The following is an 18,618-nucleotide window of genomic DNA, read 5'->3' as shown; positions in this document are numbered from 1 at the left end:
AAGGAAATCACCATGATCAACGTGACCAAGTCCTACCTGGGCAGCAAGAACAAGTTCAAGGCGTATGTGGATAGGATCTACAACACCGGCTGGCTCACCAACCACGGACCGTTGGTGACAGCGCTCGAGCAGCGGCTCAAGGACTATCTCGGCGTCCGGAACATCATCCTGACCAACAACGGCACCATCGCCTTGCAGATCGCCTACCGCGCGCTCGGCATCACCGGCAGCGCAATCACAACGCCGTTCAGCTTCGTCGCCACCACCAGCTCGCTGCAATGGGAAGGTATACGGCCGATCTTCGCCGATATCGATCCGGCGACCTGGAACCTCGACCCGGCGCAGGTCGAACGGCATATCGAGGCCGATACGTCGGCCATCGTCGCTACCCATGTCTTCGGCAACCCCTGCGATGTCGAACGTATCGAGCAGATCGCGCGCAGGCACGGCCTCAAGGTGATCTACGATGGCGCCCATGCCTTCGGCGTCCGGCACCAGGGTCGCTCGGTTTACGAATGGGGCGACATCAGCACCCTGAGTTTCCACGCAACCAAGCTGTTCCACACCATCGAGGGTGGCGCCATCGTCACCAACGATGACGACCTGGCCGAGCGCATCCGCCTGCTGTGCAACTTCGGCATCGTCGATACCGATCAGATCGACGGTATCGGCATCAATGCCAAGCTGAACGAATTTTCCGCGGCGATGGGCATGTGCGTACTCGACGATATCGAGCTGATTCTCGAGTGCCGCGCGGAGATCGGCCATCGCTACGAGCGACGCCTCGGCGGCCACTTCGACCTGCAGAAGGCGCAGGCCGACTCCCAATGCAACTACAGCTACTTTCCCGTTGCGCTGGCCAACGAAGGACAACTGCTGAGCTGCCGGAGTCAGTTGAACGAAAACGGCATCAATCCGCGTCGCTACTTCTATCCCTCGCTGGACACGCTCGAGCACTTGCAGCCCCAGGCGCCGCAGCCGAACTCCCGCTCGCTGAGTCGTCGGGTGCTGTGCCTGCCGATCTATCCCGGCTTGCCGCGCAAGGTGCAGGACAAGGTCATACAGACGCTGATCCAGGAGTCGATCCATAGCACGGAGTCGAGCCGGACGCTGTTCCAGCCATTCGTGGATGCCTTCGGGATGCTCGGCACCGAACGCATGCCTGCGCCCGATTACAAGCACATCTCCTGAGTGATGAGGGCGACCACGACTCATGTCAGATCCCAAGCGGCTATCGGTTATCCGCAACACCGGCCTGAATTACCTCGGCCAGGCTTACGCCCTGCTGATCGGCATCCTGATCCTGCCGTTCTACCTGGGCCACCTGGGCGCGGAGGCGTACGGGCTGATCGGCTTCTTCGCCGTGCTGCAGGCCTGGCTGCAGCTGCTCGATGCGGGGATGTCGCCGGCACTGGTGCGGCAGGTGGCGCACTATCGCGGCCAGGGTGATCTGTCCGCGGGTCCCGGGCCGGCCGGGCGCCTGCTGCGCTCGTTCGAGCTGATGCTGCTACCGATTGCAGTGGCGACCTGCGTGGCGATCTATCTGAGTAGCGGCTGGATCGCCGATACCTGGTTGCAGGCACGCGAACTCGGCACCGGGACCATCGGAAACTGCATCAGCCTGATGGGGCTGATGGTCGGCTTGCGTCTGTATGCAACGCTGTACAAGAGCGGCCTGCAAGGGGTCGAGCTGCATGGCTGGCTGAATGCGGCGAACATGCTGATCGCCACGCTGCGCTACTTCGGCGGGCTGTTTCTGGTTGCCTTCGTCTCGCAGGATCCGCTGGACTTCTTCTTGTTTCAGGCTGCCGTTGCGCTGGTGGAGACGCTCGCCTTCGCCAGCAAGGCCTACGTTCAGCTGACCGCTCCGCAGCTGCTGACGGGCATCGATTGGCAGGTCGTCCGGCCGGTGCTTCCGTTCGCCGGCGGCATGTTCTTCACCTCGCTGCTCTGGATCGCACTGACCCAGCTGGACAAAGTGCTGCTGTCCAAGGTGCTGCTGCTCAAGGAGTACGGCTATTTCTCGCTGGTGGCGCTGATCACCACCGGCATCATGACGCTGACCAACCCGCTGGTGCAGACCCTGCTGCCGCGCATGACCATGCTCGTGGCCGAAGGACGGATCGCCGACATGGAGCGGCTCTACCTGAACGCCAGCCGCTTCGTCTGCAGCGTGCTGTTTCCGCTGGCCGCGGTGATCGCCTGGCACGGGCAGGCGCTGATATTCGCCTGGACCGGCGACCAGGCTGCGGCCCAGTGGAGCGAGCGCATGCTGTTCTGGTACGTGCCAGGCAGCGCGCTGATGGCGGTGGGCGCGTTCCAGTTCTACCTGCAGTACGCCTATGGCCAGCTACGGCTGCACATCTGGTACAGCGTCATTTCGACAGCCATCAGCATGCCGATCGTGATCTACGCAGCCCTGATGCACGGCGCCTATGGCGCGGCGCTGGCGTGGTTCTTTTTGCGGCTGGCGACCTTCCTGATCTGGCCGCCGGTTGTGCATCGACGCTTCGCACCCAGGCTGCACGGCATCTGGATCGGCGAGATGCTGCGCATCAGCGCCATGACCGCACTCGGTCTGGCCCTGGGCGAGCCCCTGTTCGCAGCGCTCGTCAGCGACAACCGCTTCGACATTCTGCTGGCACTGGCCACAAGCGGGGCAGTCTGCCTGTTGCTGGTCCTCGTCAGCTCGAAGTCCCTGCTACTCAAGCTCCACCTACTCATCACCAAGCGAGCATCCAAAAATGGAATTGAAGAGCGAGCAAGCCTTGATTGAACGCTGGGGCGGCCGGACCGAGCCGCTGCTGAGCATCGTCTGCCTGGCGTACAACCACGCATCCTTTATCAGGAAGACGCTGGGAAGCTTCCTCCAGCAGGAAACGGACTTCCCTTTCGAGGTGATCGTCCATGACGACGCCTCGACCGACACCACGGCCGCGATCATTGCCGACTACGTGGCGCGCTATCCGGCCATCATCAAGCCGATCTACCAGACCCAGAACCAGTTCAGTCTGGGCGTGCCGTTCAGCACCCGTCTGTTCGCTCGCGCAGCCGGCAAGTACATCGCTTACTGCGAAGGCGACGACTACTGGACCGACCCGAGCAAGCTGCAACAGCAGGTGGATTTTCTCGAGCAGCACCGCGACTACGTCATCACCTTCCACGATGCGTTCATGTTCAACAGCAAGGGCATCATCCAGAGCCCGCAGCTCACCGGAAAGCTGCGCCGGGACGCCAGTGCCCTCGAGTTGATGCGGGGCCGCCCGCTCTCGACGTTGACGGTGTGCTTTCGCAACCTGATTCAGGAACTGCCGCCGGAGCTGCTCGGCGTAGAGGTGCTGGATATCTGCTGGTGGTCGCTGCTCGGCGCCTACGGCAAGGGCAAGTTCATGGACGGCATCAGCCCCGCTGCCTATCGCGTGCACGAGGGCGGAATCTTCTCCATGCGGCCAAGCAAGCAGCGCATCCAGATGGCCATGCATGCGCACTACTCCCTGGCGCGCTACTACAACCGCATCGGCAATCGCGAGCTGTACGAGTACTTCCTGATCCAGGTGTTCGGTGAGTGTCTCGCGCTGGTCTCGCCGTTCAGCAAGCTCCAGGCGCTCTCGACCATCGCACAGAACATCGGCCTCAATCTGCTGCGCCGATTGAGCCCCCGCCTGGCCAGAAGCTGATACCCAGCCCCGCAACTCTCGAAACAACGCACCATGAGGAAGGATTCCCAATGACTGCCTTGACCCGATCTTCGCTGGAATACGATGCCGACAACCGCATCGACCTGGCCGGCATCATGCGCACCGCCTACGACCACAAGGCGCTGATCATTGCCATCACCGGGCTGTTCACCGCCCTGGGTATCGTCTACGCCCTCATCGCCACGCCGATCTACCAGGCCACCGCGATGATCCAGATCGAGCCGAAGAAGGCCGCCATCACCGGCGTACCGGAGGTCGTGCCGCGCCCCGACTCGGTTTCCCAGGCGGTCACCGAGATCTCGTTGCTCAAATCCCGCGCCGTGCTGGGCAGAGCAGTCGAGGAACTGAAGCTGTACATCGTTGCCAGGCCCCGCCATTTCCCGCTGATTGGCGCCTTCATGGCGCGCCGGCATGATCCGGCAACCGATGGCGCACTGGCCGCACCGCTGTTCGGTCTGACCAGCTATGCCTGGGGTGGCGAGAAGCTCGATGTATTTCAGCTCGACGTCCCCGAAGACTACCTGGGCATGGAGCTGACACTGGTGGCCGGGACCGCTGGCAACTTCGGCCTGTATGACGACGAGCACCAGCTGATCCTGCGTGGCCAGGTCAACCAAGCCATCGAAAGCCAGGGTTTCAAGGTGCAGATCGCCGAACTGCAGGCACGCCCGGGCACTGAGTTCGTCCTGCTCAGGAATCGCCCGCAGACCACCGCTCTGGATTACCAGGACCGCCTGAAGGTCGGCGAGGCCGGCAAGGACTCCGGCATCATCTACATGTCGCTGGAAGATCCGGACCCGCAGCTGGCCAGCCGGGTGCTGGACGAGATCAGCCGCCTGTACGTCAACCAGAACATCCAGCGCAGCTCCGCCGAGGCAGCCCAGCGACTGGACTTCCTGCGCTCGCAGCTGCCCCAGGTGCGCAAGGAGCTGGAAAAGGCCGAAGCCGCGTTACACGACTATCAGACCAGCTCCAAGTCGGTGGACATCAGCATCGAGACCAAGGGGGTGCTGGACCAGATCGTGCAGCTGGAGACCCAGCTGTCGGAACTGTCGCTCAAGCGCGTGGAATACGACCGCCTCTACACCCGCGAGCACCCGACCTATCGCACGCTGATGACCCAGATGAACGAGCTGCAGGCGCAGAAGGCGCAGCTGCTGAAGAAGGTCGACGCCTTGCCCATGACGCAGCAGGAGTTGCTGCGCCTCAAACGTGACATGGAAGTCACGACCCAGACCTATACGCTGCTGATGAACCAGGCGCAGGAGCAGGATATTCTCCGCGCCGGAACCATCGGTAACGTACGTATCATCGACAACGCCTACTCGATGATCGAGAAGCCGTCCAAGCCGGTTCGCCCGCTGGTGGTGGCGCTCGCCCTCTTCGTCGGCCTGCTGGTCTCGGCGGCAGTGATCCTGCTGCGCCAGGCGTTCTACCGTGGCGTGGAGAGCCCGGACGTGATCGAGAAGCTCGGCGTACCGGTATACGCCGGCCTGCCCTACAGCGCCTCGCAGGAACAGCTGAACCGTCGGCGCAAGACACGCGATGGCAAGACCCGCCTGCTCAGCATCAGCGAGCCGACCGACCTGGCCGTCGAATCGCTGCGCAGCCTGCGCACCAGCCTCAAGTTCGCCATGCTCGAGGCACGCAACAAGGTGCTAATGATCACCAGCCCGACGCCCTCTGTGGGCAAGTCGTTCGTCTCCAGCAACCTCGCCGCGGTCATCGCCCAGACCGGCCAGCGCGTGCTGCTGATCGATGGCGACATGCGTCGTGGCTATCTGCACACGCTGTTCGGCATGACGCCGCGCAACGGTCTGTCGGATGCATTGGCAGGCGGCCTCGACCTGGCGACGATCATCAACCGTACCGAGCTGAAGAACCTGCATTTCATCTCTGCCGGATTCTCCGCTCCGAACCCGTCTGAACTGCTCATGCACGAGAACTTCTCGCGGCTGCTCAAGGAGGCGGAAAAGCTCTACGACTTCATCATTATCGACACGCCGCCGGTGCTGGCCGTCACCGATGCGGTACTGGTGGCGCAGCAGGCCGGCACCAACCTGCTGGTGGCCCGCTTCGCTCTCAGCACCGGCTCGCAGATCGATGCCTCCAAGCGCCGTCTGGCGCAGAACGGCGTGCTGCTCAAGGGCGTGATCCTCAACGCGGTGAAACGCAAGGCCTCCACTTCGCCGTACGACAGCGGCGCCTATGGCTATTACACCTACACCGCCCAGAAAGCCTGAATGCAGACACGGAGGTGCGCCATGCTCAGAACCGTCTCGATGATGCAGCCCTACCTTTTTCCCTATCTGGGCTATTTTCAGTTGATCGCCCTCAGCGACGTATTCGTGTTGGGCGACGACCTGCAATACGTGAAGGGCTCATGGATGAACCGCAACCGGATACTGGTCAACGGTCAGCCCAAGCTGATCACCTTCCCGCTACGCAAGGGCCATCAGACCGAGCGCATCAACCAACGCTGGCTGTGCGATGACTTCGACAAGGAAGCCGCGGCCCTGATGAAGACGCTCGAGCGCAGCTATGCCAGGGCGCCGCAGCGCGACACGGTGCTGCCGCTGATCCAGAGCATCCTCGAATGCCCCGAGCGCAACCTGGCGACGTTTACCGAGCATTCGCTGCGCCGGCTGTGCGCCTATCTGGACATCCGCACACCGATCTACCGCGGCTCCAGCCTCGATCTGCCGGCGAAGATGGACATGCAGGAGCGCGTCATCCAGATCACCCATCGCATGGATGGCGAGCTCTACCTCAATCCCATCGGCGGCATGGAGCTGTACTGCCCCGCCCGCTTCCGCGCCGACGGGCTGCTGCTGCGCTTCCTGCGCATGGACGATGACGTCGTCTACCCCCAGCTCAAGCATGCGTTCGTGCCGTCGCTGTCGATCATCGACGTGATGATGTTCAACAGCCGCGAACAACTGAAGGGCCTGCTGCTGCGTTTCAGCGTGGTGGAAGGCCATGAGAAACGAGCAACGCTGATGCCGGCATGACCGCTATTGGCCGTAGGAATACGGAAACGTCGACAAGGGAAGGACACCTTCATGACCACCGCCACAACCGCACGCTGGTACCTGATCCAGACCAAGCCGCGACAGGAGGCTCGCGCCGAGGAACACTTGCTGCGCCAGCACTTCGAGTGCTATCGGCCGCTCAAGGCGCCCTCGACCAGCCGTGGCTCGACGCCCGGCCGAAACGGCGAGGCGCTGTTTCCGGGTTACCTGTTCATCCGCCTCGATTGCACACATGACAACTGGTACCCGATCCGCTCGACGCGTGGCGTGAGCCGCGTGGTGACCTTCGGCGGCCAGCCGACGCCGGTGCGCGACGAGCTGATCGAGCAGCTGCGACAACGCCTGGCCCGGGACGAACGCCCGACGAACCTGACCTTCAAGCCGGGCGAGCGGGTCCAGGTCTGCAGTGGCAGCTTCGCCGATATCGAAGCCATCTTCGTCGCCAGCGACGGCGAGGAGCGCTCGATCATCCTGCTCAACCTGCTGCAGCGTGAACAGAAGGTACGGGTGCCCAACCGCTACCTCCAGTGCCATGCCTGAGATCAGGCGGGTTCTCGCTGAACCCGCACGGCCTGACAGGCCCAGACAGCGAGCCAAACCATGAAGATCCTATTGCTCAACGCGTTCTACCCGCCGCATGTAGGCGGTGGTGCTGAAGTCATGCTGCGCCACCTCGCCGAAGGCTTGCAGCGGCGTGGCTGCGAGGTGGCCGTACTGGCGACCGGCCCGGATGCCGGCCTGCACTCACAAACCCAGAACCAGGTGCGCGTCTATCGCGCCGGGCTGGCCAATTTCTACTGGCACTACACCCAGCAACGCCCGAGCCGCCTGGCCCGACTCGGCTGGCACTACCGCGACCGCTACAACGGCGAGATGCGCCGCCACGTGCGCGATGTGATCCGGCGCGAGCAGCCGGACATCGTCGTCAGCAACAACCTCACCGGTTGGTCGATTTCCGCCTGGGACGAGATCAGCGCCGCGGGCCTGCCCATCGTCCAGGTGTTGCACGACCTGTATCTGCTCTGCCCCAAGGACACCATGTTCAACCACGGCAGGAGCTGCCAGCGCCAATGTGGCCTGTGCTCGACGTTCCGCCTCGGCCACGCCCGCGCTTCGACGCAGGTCTCGACCGTGATCGGTGTAAGCCGCTTCATTCTCGAACGCATCACCGCCCAGGGTTACTTCAGCCGCGCTCGCCAGCATGTGGTGCACAACTGCACACCGGCCGAGACCGGCATCGGCAGCCGACTCAAATCACGCAGCGGACATCCGCTGCGCTTCGGCTACATCGGCACGCTTTCGGAGAACAAGGGTGTTGGCTGGCTGATCACGCAGTTCCAGCGCCTGGGAATCGATGCACGGCTGGATATCGCCGGGCGCGGCAAGCTGGACTACGAGGCCCGCCTCAAGGCCATGGCCGACCCGGCCAAGGTGAGCTTTCTCGGCTACTGCGACCGCGACGAGTTCATGCAGAGCATCGACGTGCTGGTGGTGCCCTCGCTGTGGGCCGAGCCATTCGGCCTGGTGGCCGTCGAGGGCTGCGCCAATCAGCTGCCGGTGATCGCCAGCGACATGGGCGGGCTGCCCGAGATCATCCGCGACGGACACAACGGCCTGCTCTGCTCGCCCGACGATCCGGATTCGCTCGGCATCGCCATGCTCTGGCTGTACATCGACGGCACTCTACGCCAACGCCTTGCCAGCCAGGCCCGCGCCAGCGTGCTGCCACTGCTGGATATGGAACGCATGCTGGACCGCTATCAATCGATCCTGCACGAGACGCTTCAGGGAACGAGAATCCACCATGAACCAGAGCCTGCTGATCACTCCGCGACCACGCGACTCGAATCCGTTGGCCTTCGACAAGCCGACCCTGTTGACGCTGGTCGTCGCCTCGCTGCTGCTGACTGAAACCTTCTCCGGCGCCCTGCGCTACTACTTCGACATGGCCGGGATCTCCTGGCTGCTGTACCTGCCCAAGATTGCCTGTCTGGCGGCGCTGAGCCTGGAGCTGCTGCGCTATCGCGGCTGGCCACTGCTCTGGCTGGTGCTGCTCGGCCTGGTGACGTCCAGCCAGCTGGCGCTGATGCATGGGGCGGAGCTGCACAACATCGGCTTCAGCCTGTTCATCTACATCCCGCTGCTGTTCGGCCTGATCTGCGGCCGGCACCTGGAGCTGCGGCTCGGGCTGCTGCGGCGAATCATCGGCTTCTGCCTGATCGCCTCGTTCGTCGGTATCGCTCTGGACCTGCTCACCAGCGTGCCGTGGAAGGGCTACAGCTACATGGTCGGCGAGGTGGAACTGAGCGCCAACCGCTCCTGGGCGTTCGACGACATCGACCGCATCGGCGGTTTCGCCCGCATGTCCACGGCGCTGTCGGTGATGATAGCGATCTACAGCCTGTTCATCGCCGCGTTCACCCGCTCGCGGCTGCTGCGGCTGATGCTGTATGTCGCCGCGCTGATCGGCATCGTGCTGACCACCAACAAGTCCACCGCGGCGGCCTATGTGCTGACCCTGCTGATGCTGATCGTCACCGCATATCGTTTTGCCAGCGCCACGGCTTTTCTCGTTGCAGTGCTGGTCGGCCTGATGCTGCCGATGGCCAGCCTGGTGCTGAGCCTGGACCCCAATGCGGCCAACAATGGCACCTTGCTCGCCTCGTTCGCCGACCGGCTGATCAACAGCTGGCCAAACTTCATCGGCGTCATCACCCGTGAAGGCTGGGGCTGGTGGGGCGCCGGCTTCGGCGCGGTGGGCAGCGCCGGCCAGGTCTATCCGCTACCGGGGCTAGAGCTGCTGAGCATCGCTGACAACACCGCGCTGTATCTGTGGGGGATGCTCGGGATCTTCGGCGTGCTGCTCTACCTGCTGACCTTCCCGCTCATGCTGCGCCTGCACGAGCGCGGTTCACGGTGGCGCAACGCGCTGCTACCGATCGTGTTCTGCCTGTGTCTGGTGGCCTGGGCCACCGATGTGCTGGAGGTGACCACGGCCACGCTGTTCCTCGGCCTGGCGATCTCCCATGTGCTGACCCCGGCCCGGTCGCCGGCCGACGGCCTCGCTGCCCAGCGGCTACCCGAACTGCAACGCCTGATCTGAGCCTCAACCCTCACGGATGATCCACATGACGATCCGCTCTACCCTGCTCAACGCCGTACTGTACGGCGGTCTGCTCGGCTGTTCGTTCCCGATTACGGCGCAAACCGTTGACGAACCCTTCGTCGTCGGTGTCTGTGCCCATGAGCTGCACAAGGGCGACCCCAGCGGTCGCGCCTACGCCATGATGCGCGACGCCGGCATCACCTCGGTGCGCACCGATGCCCACTGGGCCTATGTCGAGCGCCAGCCGAACCAGCTGAAGATCGAACCGTCCTGGCAGCGCTATCTGAAGGAAACCGCCCGCCATGGCCTCAGCACTCAGTTCATTCTCGGTTATGGCAACCAGCATCACGGGGATGGCAAGAAGCCCAGAAGCGAGCCGGTGCGGGCCGCGTACAACCGCTATGTCGATTTCGTTACCGAGAGCCTCAAGGGCCAAGTGGCCTATTACGAGATCTGGAACGAGTGGGACGTGGAGAACCCCCGCGACCCGGCGTTCACCCAGGACTACGCCCGGCTCATCGCCGACGCGGCAGGGATCATCCGCCAGCGTGATCCGGCCGCCACCGTGCTGGCCGGCGCCGTGACCAGCCAGGGCATCGAGTCTGGTTTCGCTCTGCGCCTGCTGGAGAACGGCCTGATGCAGTCGGTGGACGGCCTCTCGCTGCACCCCTACGTGCATTGCCGCGGTTGGCGGCGCAATACACCGGAAGCCTGGATCGACTGGATGGCCGAGGTGGACAAGGAACTGACCCGCGCCGCCGGGCGTCCGGTGCCGCTCTACCTGACCGAGATGGCCTGGCCCTCGCACCAGGGCGCGTGCGGCATCGACGAAACCCTGCAGGCCGCCTACCTGGCGCGGGCATTCTTCCTCGCCCGAACGCTGCCGAACATCAAGGGCATGTGGTGGTACGACTTCCGCAACGACGGCACCGACAAGACCGAGCGCGAGCACAACTTCGGCCTGGTGCGTCAGGATTTCACGCCCAAACCAGCCTACCCGGTACTCGCCGCGATCAGCGAGATCGTCGGCCAATACGCCTACCTCGGCCGCCTGGAAAACACCGCGAACGATGTGGTGATGCTGCGCTTCGCCCGGGGTGAGGACGAACTGCTGGTGGCCTGGAGCACCGGCAAGCCAAGGACCGTCGAGCTGCGCGGCAACGAGAACAACGAAGGCATCACCGGGCGCGTGGCGATGATCGATACCGCGCAGCCCCGCCACGGGCGGGTGACCACTGGCAACGAATGGCGCTGCCCGGCCAGTGACGACGCCTGCAGCACCACGGTGAAGCTCGACGGCTTTCCCAAGATCATCAGCCTGCGCGCCGTCGCCACCGAGGGCTGAGCACATGCGACAGCCCGCGGATCGAGGCGCCCGTGCGAACAACCTGCCGGTGACATCGCCGGTCGCAGGGATGCCCATCGCCCGCGCTGGTTGTCCTTCCCAACCGAATACCTGGTACCCCCGCAAGGAGAACCCGGATGATCGTCATCAACGCACGATTCCTCACCCAGGAGACCCGCGGCGTACAACGCTTCGCCGAACAGGTCTGCCTGGAGCTGGGCGCGACGCGCAAGGACCTGACCTTCGTTGCACCGCACGACATTCGCATGCACGACAGCGCCAAGCGCCTGCAGGTGCGCTGCATCGGTCGCCACAGCGGTCATCTATGGGAACAGTTGGATTTGCCGCTGTGGCTGGCGCGAAATGGCTCGCCGCCGCTGGTCTCGCTGTGCAACACCGCGCCGCTGATCTACCGCAACCAGGTCGCCACCCATCACGACATTACCTATGTTCGCCACCCGGAGAGCTACTCACGCGCCTTCCGCGGTTTCTACAAAGGGCTGACGCCATTGCTGCTCAGACGCATCAAGGCGCTGATCACCGTCAGCGATTTTTCCCGCCGGGAAATCGCCGGCTATTACGGTTATCCGAGCGAGAAGATCTGCGTGGTGCCCAACGCCGTTGCCCGGACGTTCCGTCCGCCCGATCCACAGGCGCCCAATCAGCGGGACAAGCCCTACCTGCTGGCGGTTTCCTCGCCCAATGCGCACAAGAACTTCGCCCGCATGGTCGCGGCATTCCTCAGCCTGGAGGGCTTCGACGACGTCGAGCTGCACATCGTCGGCGATTCGCATTCGGTGTTCTCCGGCACCGATTGCAGCGTAAGCGATGACCGCCGGGTGCGCCTGCTCGGGCGCATCGACGATGCGCAGCTGGTGCGTGAGTATCAGGGTGCCCGGGCGTTCGTCTTCCCGTCGCTGTACGAAGGCTTCGGCATCCCACCGCTGGAGGCTCAGGCCTGCGGCTGTCCGGTGATCGCGGCGCGGGCGGCATCGATACCGGAGGTGCTGGGCGAAAGCGTGCTGTACTTCGACCCGCTCGACATCGAGGACATCGCCCGCTGCATGGGCCATGTGCTGCGCGATGCGCAGCTGCGCGACGACCTGCGCACCCTGGGCGAAGGCAATGTGCTGCGCTACTCCTGGAAGCGCTCGGCACAGATCGTCTCGCAACTCATCGACCAGACTCTGACCGGCAAGCGCAGCCCGCCTCCGATGGTTGCCTGGTCATCCGAGCGGCGCCTGCCCTGAGCGCCCTCCCCGGTTCGTTCGTTCAATCATCAAGCGAGGCAGACCATGGAACGGTTGGCACATGTCGATGCGCTGCGCGGCGGCGCAGCACTCCTGCTGCTCATGCACGCCCTGCCGCTAGCAACGGCTGACGGCGCTACGGCGGGCCTGGGCGTAGACCTCTGGCTGCTGGCGACGCTCTGGTTTTTGCTCGGCTGCGGCTTCGTGGTGCCGGCCAGTCTGCATGCCAGCAGCGATGGCGGACGCGGCTTCGTGGTGCGCCGTCTGCTGCGCCTGGTGCCGCTTTACCTGCTGGCCGCGCTGCTGACGGCGCTGCTGCTGCCGGAGGCGTCAGCCTGGCTGCCCGGGGTGACAGCAGCCAAGCAAGCCATCCCGTTCGAGGTCGCCAGCGCCTACGGCGCGATGCCGCCGATCCTGTTGTTCTATCTGCTGTGCCTGTTGATGCATCAGCTCGGCCTGCTGCACAGCGTTAGTCTGCGCGCCGGTGCCGCTCTGCTGCTGTTGGCCTGCTCGCTCCTGCTGGCGCTGGCCCGGCAGCTGCTGGATGGCGCATTGCCGGTCACGCTGCCGTTGCTGGTTTCGCTGATGCTGTTCGCCTCCCTGCGGCACGAGGCGCAGCATGCCGACAGTAGCTATGCCCGCCGCCGCGCCCGGGAATACGCACGCTACACGCGACGAGCCTATGTGCTGGTGCTGCCGGTCATCTTTCTCGCCGGCTGGTCGCAGGGCGACGCGGCCTGGGCACGGCAGCTGCTGACCTACGCCGTGGCGCTGGCCGGCTTCGTGTTGCTCACCGGTCGCCTGACGATAGGCACGCCGCTGCTGGTCTGGCTGGGCCAGCTCGGTTATGGGCTCTATCTGCTGTTGCCAGCGATGCAGCGACTGGCCGCGCTGTTGATGCAAAACCTCGCAATCAGCGGGCCGGGCGCGGTAACGGGCACCGCACTGCTGGGTCTGCTGCTGGCACTGGGCAGCGCCATGCTCTGTCGCTGGCTGCTAGAGCAACCGCTGGCACACGCCGGCAAGCGCCTCACCGGGCAAAGCGGCCTGCTGCCGCTGGCACGCCTGCACACGCGCTGACCATCTCCGTTTCATGCCTGCAAGGCGGCCCTGTCGCTGATCCTCAAGACCAAGGAAGTCAAACCATGAAAGTTGCCATCGTTCACGACTGGCTGGTGACCTACGCCGGCGCCGAGCGCGTGCTCGCCGGGCTGTGCGCCGTGTGGCCGGACGCCGACCTGTTCGCCGTCATCGATTTCCTCTCCGATGAAGACCGCGCCCACCTCGGTGGCAAGCGCGCCACCACGACCTTTATCCAGCAGCTGCCCAAGGCCCGCACGCACTATCAGAAGTATCTGCCGTTGATGCCGCTGGCCATCGAGCAGCTGGACATGTCGGCCTACGACCTGGTCATTTCCAGCAGCCATGCGGTGGCCAAGGGCGTGCTGACCGGCCCCAACCAGCTGCACATCAGCTACGTGCATTCGCCCATTCGCTACGCCTGGGATCTGCAGCACCAGTACCTGCACGAAGCCAGCCTGGAGCGCGGCGTCAAGGCCAAGCTGGCGCGCATGCTGCTGCACTACATGCGCATGTGGGATCAGCGCACCGCCAGTGGCGTCGACGAGTTCATCGCCAATTCGCATTTCATCGGCCGGCGCATCAACAAGAGTTACCGGCGCCAGTCCACGGTGATCTACCCCCCGGTGGATACCCGCCAGTTCACCCTGCACGAGGCCAAGGAAGACTTCTACCTGACCGCTTCTCGCATGGTGCCGTACAAGAAGATTCCGCTGATCGTCGAGGCCTTCGCGGCGATGCCGGACAAGCGCCTGATCGTGATCGGCAGCGGCCCGGAGATGGACAAGGCCCGCGAAGTCGCCGGGCCCAATGTGTCCCTGCTCGGTTATCAGAGCTTCGAGGTGCTGCTGCGCCACATGCAGCGCGCCAGGGCCTTCGTCTTCGCCGCAGAAGAGGATTTCGGCATCGCGCCGATCGAGGCCCAGGCCTGCGGCACCCCGGTGATCGCCTACGGTCGCGGCGGCGTGCTGGAAACCGTGCGCGGGCTCGAGCATGCCGAGCCCACCGGGGTGTTCTACCCCGAGCAGACAACCGCTTCGATCATTGCGGCCATCGACGAGTTCGAACGCCAGCGCGCGCGCATCAGCGCGGCAAGCTGCCGGCGCAACGCCGAACGTTTCTCGGGTGAGCGATTCGAGCTCGAGATCCGCGCCTTCGTCGAGGCGCGACTGCGCGAAGCCAGGCTCGGCGATGGCCTGGCCCTGGCGCCCAGTCCCCAACCGAGCACGCCGCTCTATCCAGCCGCGGTGGTTCCGATAAAGCACGCCTGACCACACCTTTCCCCATCACATTTACGAGGTTTCAAGGATGAACACAGTAAAGCAATGGCTGCGTGCGACCCGCGCGCTCGGCTTTGCCCTTGTGCTGATGAGCGGATCGAGCGGCGCCACGGGCATGAGCGAACCGCTTTCGACCGCCCCGGCACAGCCGTCACCCGGCGCCACCGACGACCACGCATGCGACCCCGCCAACGGCCCCAGCGTCATCGCCTACCGACCCGCCCCGGCCACTGTCGCACCGCACTGCGGCGCATCCGGCGGTGGCCAGAACGCCAGCCCGCTGCCGGGCGCTCGACAGCATCGTTTCGCTGAACCCGCCTCGGACTCGCTTCCTACCCGGCCGGTGGACAACAGACGTTATTCATTCTGATCAGGGCCCGCAGCCCCGCTTCTTCAGGAGCTACAGCATGAGCACAGACGCACCATTCAGGACCTCGCTGGTTCTGGCGGACGGCTACTCCTATACCGAACTCATTCCCGCTCCGGGCGCCAGCGGCGCCCCGGGGGAAACCTTCATTCGGGTATTCCACGCCTTTTTCAGCCCCGACGACGATGATCGGGTAGCCCCCGCGGCGCCCACCGGCGATATCCCAGTCACCACCTCCGAACAAGGCTGAGGAATGCCCGCCATGTCGAACCTTGCATGCCCCGAAGCCCTGCGCCCGTGCGTGAAAGCCGCCGAGCTGCCCGACGAGGCGGCCCTTAAGCAAACCACCATCGTCACGGTGACCTATGGCGAGCGCCTGCCATTCCTCCAGCGACTGATCGAGCAGGCCTTCCGCTTCGAGCAGATCACCCGCGTGCTGGTGGTCAGCAATGCGTCACGCGCGCCGCTGGAGCAGCTCTGCAGCCGCTGGCCCGGCCAGGTACGCATCATTTCGCTGGAGCACAACACCGGCTCGGCCAACGGTTACGCGGTCGGGCTGCAGGCGGCGCTCGCCGAGGGCGCGCATTACATCTGGATGATGGATGACGACAATGCACCCACCGCCGCCGCCGTACGCCTGCTGCACGAGGAGCTGGCCCGCCTCGGTCACGAGGTCGGCCTGGATCGCGCCGCGGTACTGGGCTTTCGCGCCAGCCAGCAGGAGGATATCGCCCGCGGCGTACCGGGCCGCTTCGCCATCCAGCCGCGCTCCAGCTACTTCGGATTTCACGTCGCGCAGCTGCCCTACAAGGTCTGGCGCCGCCTGCCCTGGGGGCGCCCGCAAGGCATCCCGCCGCGAACGCTGGATCTGCCGTTCGCACCCTATGGCGGTATGCTCGCCCACCGCAGCCTGTACCAGACCATCGGCGTGCCACTGCGCGACCTGGTGCTCTACGCCGACGACACCGAGTACACCCGCCGCATCACTGCCGGTGGCGGCCGGCTGCGCCTGGTCACCGACGCCGTGATCGACGAGCTGGAGCTGTCGTGGAACATCAAGGCACGCAGCCGCAACATCTATGAAGCCTTCCTGCTCGGCGACTCGGATTTTCGCGCCTACTACACCGCACGTAACCAGGCCTGGTTCGACACCCACATCTGGGCGGCCTCGCCCTGGCTGTACCGCCTGAACCGGCGAATCTTCCTCGCGCTGCTGCGCTACATCGCCCGGCGGCATCAGGCACCGCAGCGGCTGCGGTTGATCGAGCAGGCCATCCGCGATGGCGAGAGCCGCACGCTGGGAATGAACCAGACCTTTCCGCTGCGCTGACCACACCCAAGGGGGAACCGATGCACGCGCCAACCACCGCGCCAAGAGACAACAACTTCGATTTTCTGCGGTTCTTCGCCGCCTCGATGGTGGTGTTCGGCCATAGCTACGGGTTGTCCGGGCAGGCTGACCGGGAGCCCCTGCGCCTGTTCAGCGGCAGCTACGACTCGGCGGACATCGCCGTGCACATCTTCTTCGTCATGAGCGGCTTTCTCATCGCTGGCTCATGGCTGAACAGTCGCAGCGTGCTGGATTTCGCCGCCAAGCGGGCCTTGCGCATCCTTCCGGCGTTGATCGTATCGGTGCTGTTGGCGGTCCTGCTGGTCGGCCCGCTGGCGACGGCGCTGCCGCTGGGCGACTATTTCGCCGCACCCGGCACATTCGCCTACCTGAGCAATGCCGCGCTGATCACCGAGTTCCGCCTGCCCGGGACCTTTTCCAGCAATCCGTTTCCACATACGGTCAACGGCTCGCTGTGGACGCTGCCCTACGAGGTGCTGATGTATGCCTCGGTGCTCACCCTGGGATTGCTCAAGTGCTTCGGTCGCAACAGCGCGCTGATCGGCCTGATGCTGCTGGTGGGCGTGCACTTTCATCTGATGCCGCTTCTCGAACTGCAGAGCGACCTGCTGCGCAAGGCCTCGCGGTTGGGGATGTTCTTCTATGCCGGCGTGGTGCTGTACCTGTACCGCTTGCGCATTCACTGGCATTGGACGCTCGCCTTGCTACTGCTCGCAGCCAATCTCGTCAGCGCCCGCAGCGACCATTGGGAACTGGTACACCTGCTCACCCTGCCGTACCTGACGCTCTACCTGGCACACTTGCGCGTGCCGCGCCTGGCCGGTTTCGGCAAGGCCGGCGACTTCTCCTACGGCCTGTACATCTTCAGTTTTCCACTTCAGCAACTGCTGATGCACTGGACCGATGGGCAGCTATCCCTGGCTCCCTTCATGCTGCTGAGCTTCGCCGGCAGCCTGCTGCTGGCCGTGCTGTCCTGGCATCTGATCGAGGCGCCGGCCCTGCGCCTCAAGCGCTACCTGCCGCGCGCCCCGCGCAGCGACCAGGCCGCCGCTGCGGCGGCCATCGTCCCGCCGGTCAGGGTACGGCGAATACCCTGACGTCGGCGGCAGTCGAGGCGACCGCATCGGGTTGCGCCTGACCAAGACCGAGCTGGCGCACCTTGCGCAGCTGGCGAACGCGCTCCAGGTTGTCCCAGGCGGTGGCGTAGTGCGACGGCGACTGCTCCAGCGCGCTGCGGAAGAACTGCTCGGCCACGTCCAACTTGCCCTCCACCAGGCAGATGTAGCCCACATCGTTGCTCGCCTGCGCGCGCGAGCCGATCTGCTCGAAAGCCGACAGCGCCTCCTCGTAGCGTTCCGTGCGCGCCATCAGCAGTCCGTAGTTGCGCCACAGCGGCGCATAGGCGGTGTTGCGATCCAGCGCGCGACGGAATACGCGCTCGGCTTCCTGCCAGTGTCCGGCCATGTAGTAGGAATAGCCGAGGCTGTTCTGCACCAGCACCGAACGCGGCTCGATCTGCAAGGCCAACCGGTAATAGCGCTCGGCCTGGGCGAAGTCGTTGTTCAGGTCGGCGAGCACCCCCAGTGCGTTGTACAGCCGTACCGGCGACTGACGATCGACCTTGAGCGCATCTGCCGCTGCAGCGGCAGATGCGCTCGCCTGGCGCTGCTGGTCCAGCGACACGGCGCGGTCGAGCAGTTCCCGTGCGCGCTCCTGATCGCGCTTGGCCAGCTGCAGCATGCCCATCTCGGCCAGCGCATCGAGATTGTCCGGCGCCTTGCGCAGTACCTCGTCGAAGGCCAGCTCGGCCAGCTGGATGTTGCCGCGCTCACGATGGATCCGCCCTACCCATACCAGCGCTGAGTACTGCGTGGGCTGCAGCTCCAGGGCGCGCAGGTACTGGAACAGTGCCTGGTCCAGATCGCCCGCCTGATAGGCCATGTCGGCCAGTTGCAGCGCCTGTTCCAGCGAGCCGGCCTGTTGCCGCGCCCGGTACAGTACCGAGTGCTGGCCCGAGTAGATGGAGCGCCCTTCGCCCGGCTCGGGCCCCATGGTCTGACATCCGGCGAGTACGACCGGCAGCGCCAGCAGCAATGCGATTCTTCTCAT

17 protein-coding genes are annotated in these 18,618 nt (G+C 64.6%); 16 read left to right on the top strand and 1 reads right to left on the bottom strand.

What is annotated here, in order from left to right; translation table 11 throughout:
* The first annotated feature begins 12 nt into the window (after nucleotides 1-12).
* The 16 genes from OUY36_RS09195 (at nucleotide 13) to OUY36_RS09120 (ending at nucleotide 17,606) form a co-directional block, all read left to right on the top strand.
* Nucleotides 13-1,191 (top strand): DegT/DnrJ/EryC1/StrS family aminotransferase, encoded by a 1,179-nt coding sequence (locus OUY36_RS09195; RefSeq protein ID WP_267937708.1) that lies wholly within the window; start codon nucleotides 13-15, stop codon nucleotides 1,189-1,191.
* A 22-nt stretch (nucleotides 1,192-1,213) separates the two neighbouring features.
* Nucleotides 1,214-2,776: a lipopolysaccharide biosynthesis protein gene (locus tag OUY36_RS09190; RefSeq protein ID WP_267937707.1), complete on the top strand. Its 1,563-nt coding sequence runs from the start codon at nucleotides 1,214-1,216 to the stop codon at nucleotides 2,774-2,776.
* Entirely contained in the window at nucleotides 2,745-3,677 is a 933-nt protein-coding gene (locus OUY36_RS09185; protein WP_133456913.1) for a glycosyltransferase family 2 protein, read from the top strand. The genes OUY36_RS09190 and OUY36_RS09185 overlap by 32 nt, the downstream gene beginning before the upstream one ends.
* 50 nt (nucleotides 3,678-3,727) lie before the next feature.
* Nucleotides 3,728-5,941, top strand: a complete 2,214-nt coding sequence (locus OUY36_RS09180) for a polysaccharide biosynthesis tyrosine autokinase (protein WP_267937706.1) — start codon at nucleotides 3,728-3,730, stop codon at nucleotides 5,939-5,941.
* 21 nt (nucleotides 5,942-5,962) lie between these two features.
* On the top strand, nucleotides 5,963-6,709 hold the full coding sequence (locus OUY36_RS09175; RefSeq protein WP_267937705.1) for a WbqC family protein: 747 nt from the start codon (nucleotides 5,963-5,965) through the stop codon (nucleotides 6,707-6,709).
* 51 nt (nucleotides 6,710-6,760) lie between these two features.
* Complete coding sequence (gene rfaH / locus OUY36_RS09170; RefSeq protein WP_267937704.1) at nucleotides 6,761-7,270, top strand: transcription/translation regulatory transformer protein RfaH; 510 nt, start codon at nucleotides 6,761-6,763, stop codon at nucleotides 7,268-7,270.
* A gap of 60 nt (nucleotides 7,271-7,330) precedes the next feature.
* Nucleotides 7,331-8,641 (top strand): glycosyltransferase family 4 protein, encoded by a 1,311-nt coding sequence (locus OUY36_RS09165; RefSeq protein WP_267937703.1) that lies wholly within the window; start codon nucleotides 7,331-7,333, stop codon nucleotides 8,639-8,641.
* A complete protein-coding gene (locus OUY36_RS09160; protein ID WP_267937701.1) occupies nucleotides 8,535-9,833 on the top strand; it encodes a hypothetical protein in 1,299 nt (432 codons plus the stop codon). The genes OUY36_RS09165 and OUY36_RS09160 overlap by 107 nt, the downstream gene beginning before the upstream one ends.
* A gap of 25 nt (nucleotides 9,834-9,858) precedes the next feature.
* Entirely contained in the window at nucleotides 9,859-11,181 is a 1,323-nt protein-coding gene (locus tag OUY36_RS09155) for a hypothetical protein (RefSeq protein ID WP_267937700.1), read from the top strand.
* Between the two features lie 137 nt (nucleotides 11,182-11,318).
* Entirely contained in the window at nucleotides 11,319-12,431 is a 1,113-nt protein-coding gene (locus tag OUY36_RS09150) for a glycosyltransferase family 4 protein (RefSeq protein WP_267937699.1), read from the top strand.
* A 45-nt stretch (nucleotides 12,432-12,476) separates the two neighbouring features.
* Nucleotides 12,477-13,511: an acyltransferase gene (locus OUY36_RS09145; protein WP_267937697.1), complete on the top strand. Its 1,035-nt coding sequence runs from the start codon at nucleotides 12,477-12,479 to the stop codon at nucleotides 13,509-13,511.
* 65 nt (nucleotides 13,512-13,576) lie between these two features.
* The gene (locus OUY36_RS09140; protein WP_110777428.1) at nucleotides 13,577-14,782 is read left to right on the top strand and encodes a glycosyltransferase family 4 protein; all 1,206 of its coding nucleotides are present in this window, start codon (nucleotides 13,577-13,579) and stop codon (nucleotides 14,780-14,782) included.
* Between the two features lie 37 nt (nucleotides 14,783-14,819).
* Entirely contained in the window at nucleotides 14,820-15,161 is a 342-nt protein-coding gene (locus OUY36_RS09135; RefSeq protein WP_110777430.1) for a hypothetical protein, read from the top strand.
* 37 nt (nucleotides 15,162-15,198) lie between these two features.
* Nucleotides 15,199-15,408 (top strand): hypothetical protein, encoded by a 210-nt coding sequence (locus OUY36_RS09130; RefSeq protein WP_125869533.1) that lies wholly within the window; start codon nucleotides 15,199-15,201, stop codon nucleotides 15,406-15,408.
* Nucleotides 15,409-15,420: 12 nt separating this feature from the next.
* Nucleotides 15,421-16,488, top strand: a complete 1,068-nt coding sequence (locus OUY36_RS09125) for a glycosyltransferase (protein WP_411852904.1) — start codon at nucleotides 15,421-15,423, stop codon at nucleotides 16,486-16,488.
* 20 nt (nucleotides 16,489-16,508) lie between these two features.
* Nucleotides 16,509-17,606 (top strand): acyltransferase family protein, encoded by a 1,098-nt coding sequence (locus OUY36_RS09120; protein ID WP_267937693.1) that lies wholly within the window; start codon nucleotides 16,509-16,511, stop codon nucleotides 17,604-17,606.
* On the opposite strand, the gene OUY36_RS09115 is transcribed toward OUY36_RS09120, so the two are convergent.
* Entirely contained in the window at nucleotides 17,584-18,618 is a 1,035-nt protein-coding gene (locus OUY36_RS09115) for a tetratricopeptide repeat protein (RefSeq protein ID WP_267937692.1), read from the bottom strand. The genes OUY36_RS09120 and OUY36_RS09115 overlap by 23 nt on opposite strands.

Origin of the sequence: Stutzerimonas sp. R40042 (assembly GCF_026642215.1) — a bacterium.
In the GTDB taxonomy this organism is placed as follows: Bacteria; Pseudomonadota; Gammaproteobacteria; order Pseudomonadales; family Pseudomonadaceae; genus Stutzerimonas; species Stutzerimonas frequens.
The sequence above is the reverse complement of the archived record's forward strand: the minus strand, read 5'-3'. Positions and strand labels throughout refer to the sequence as shown.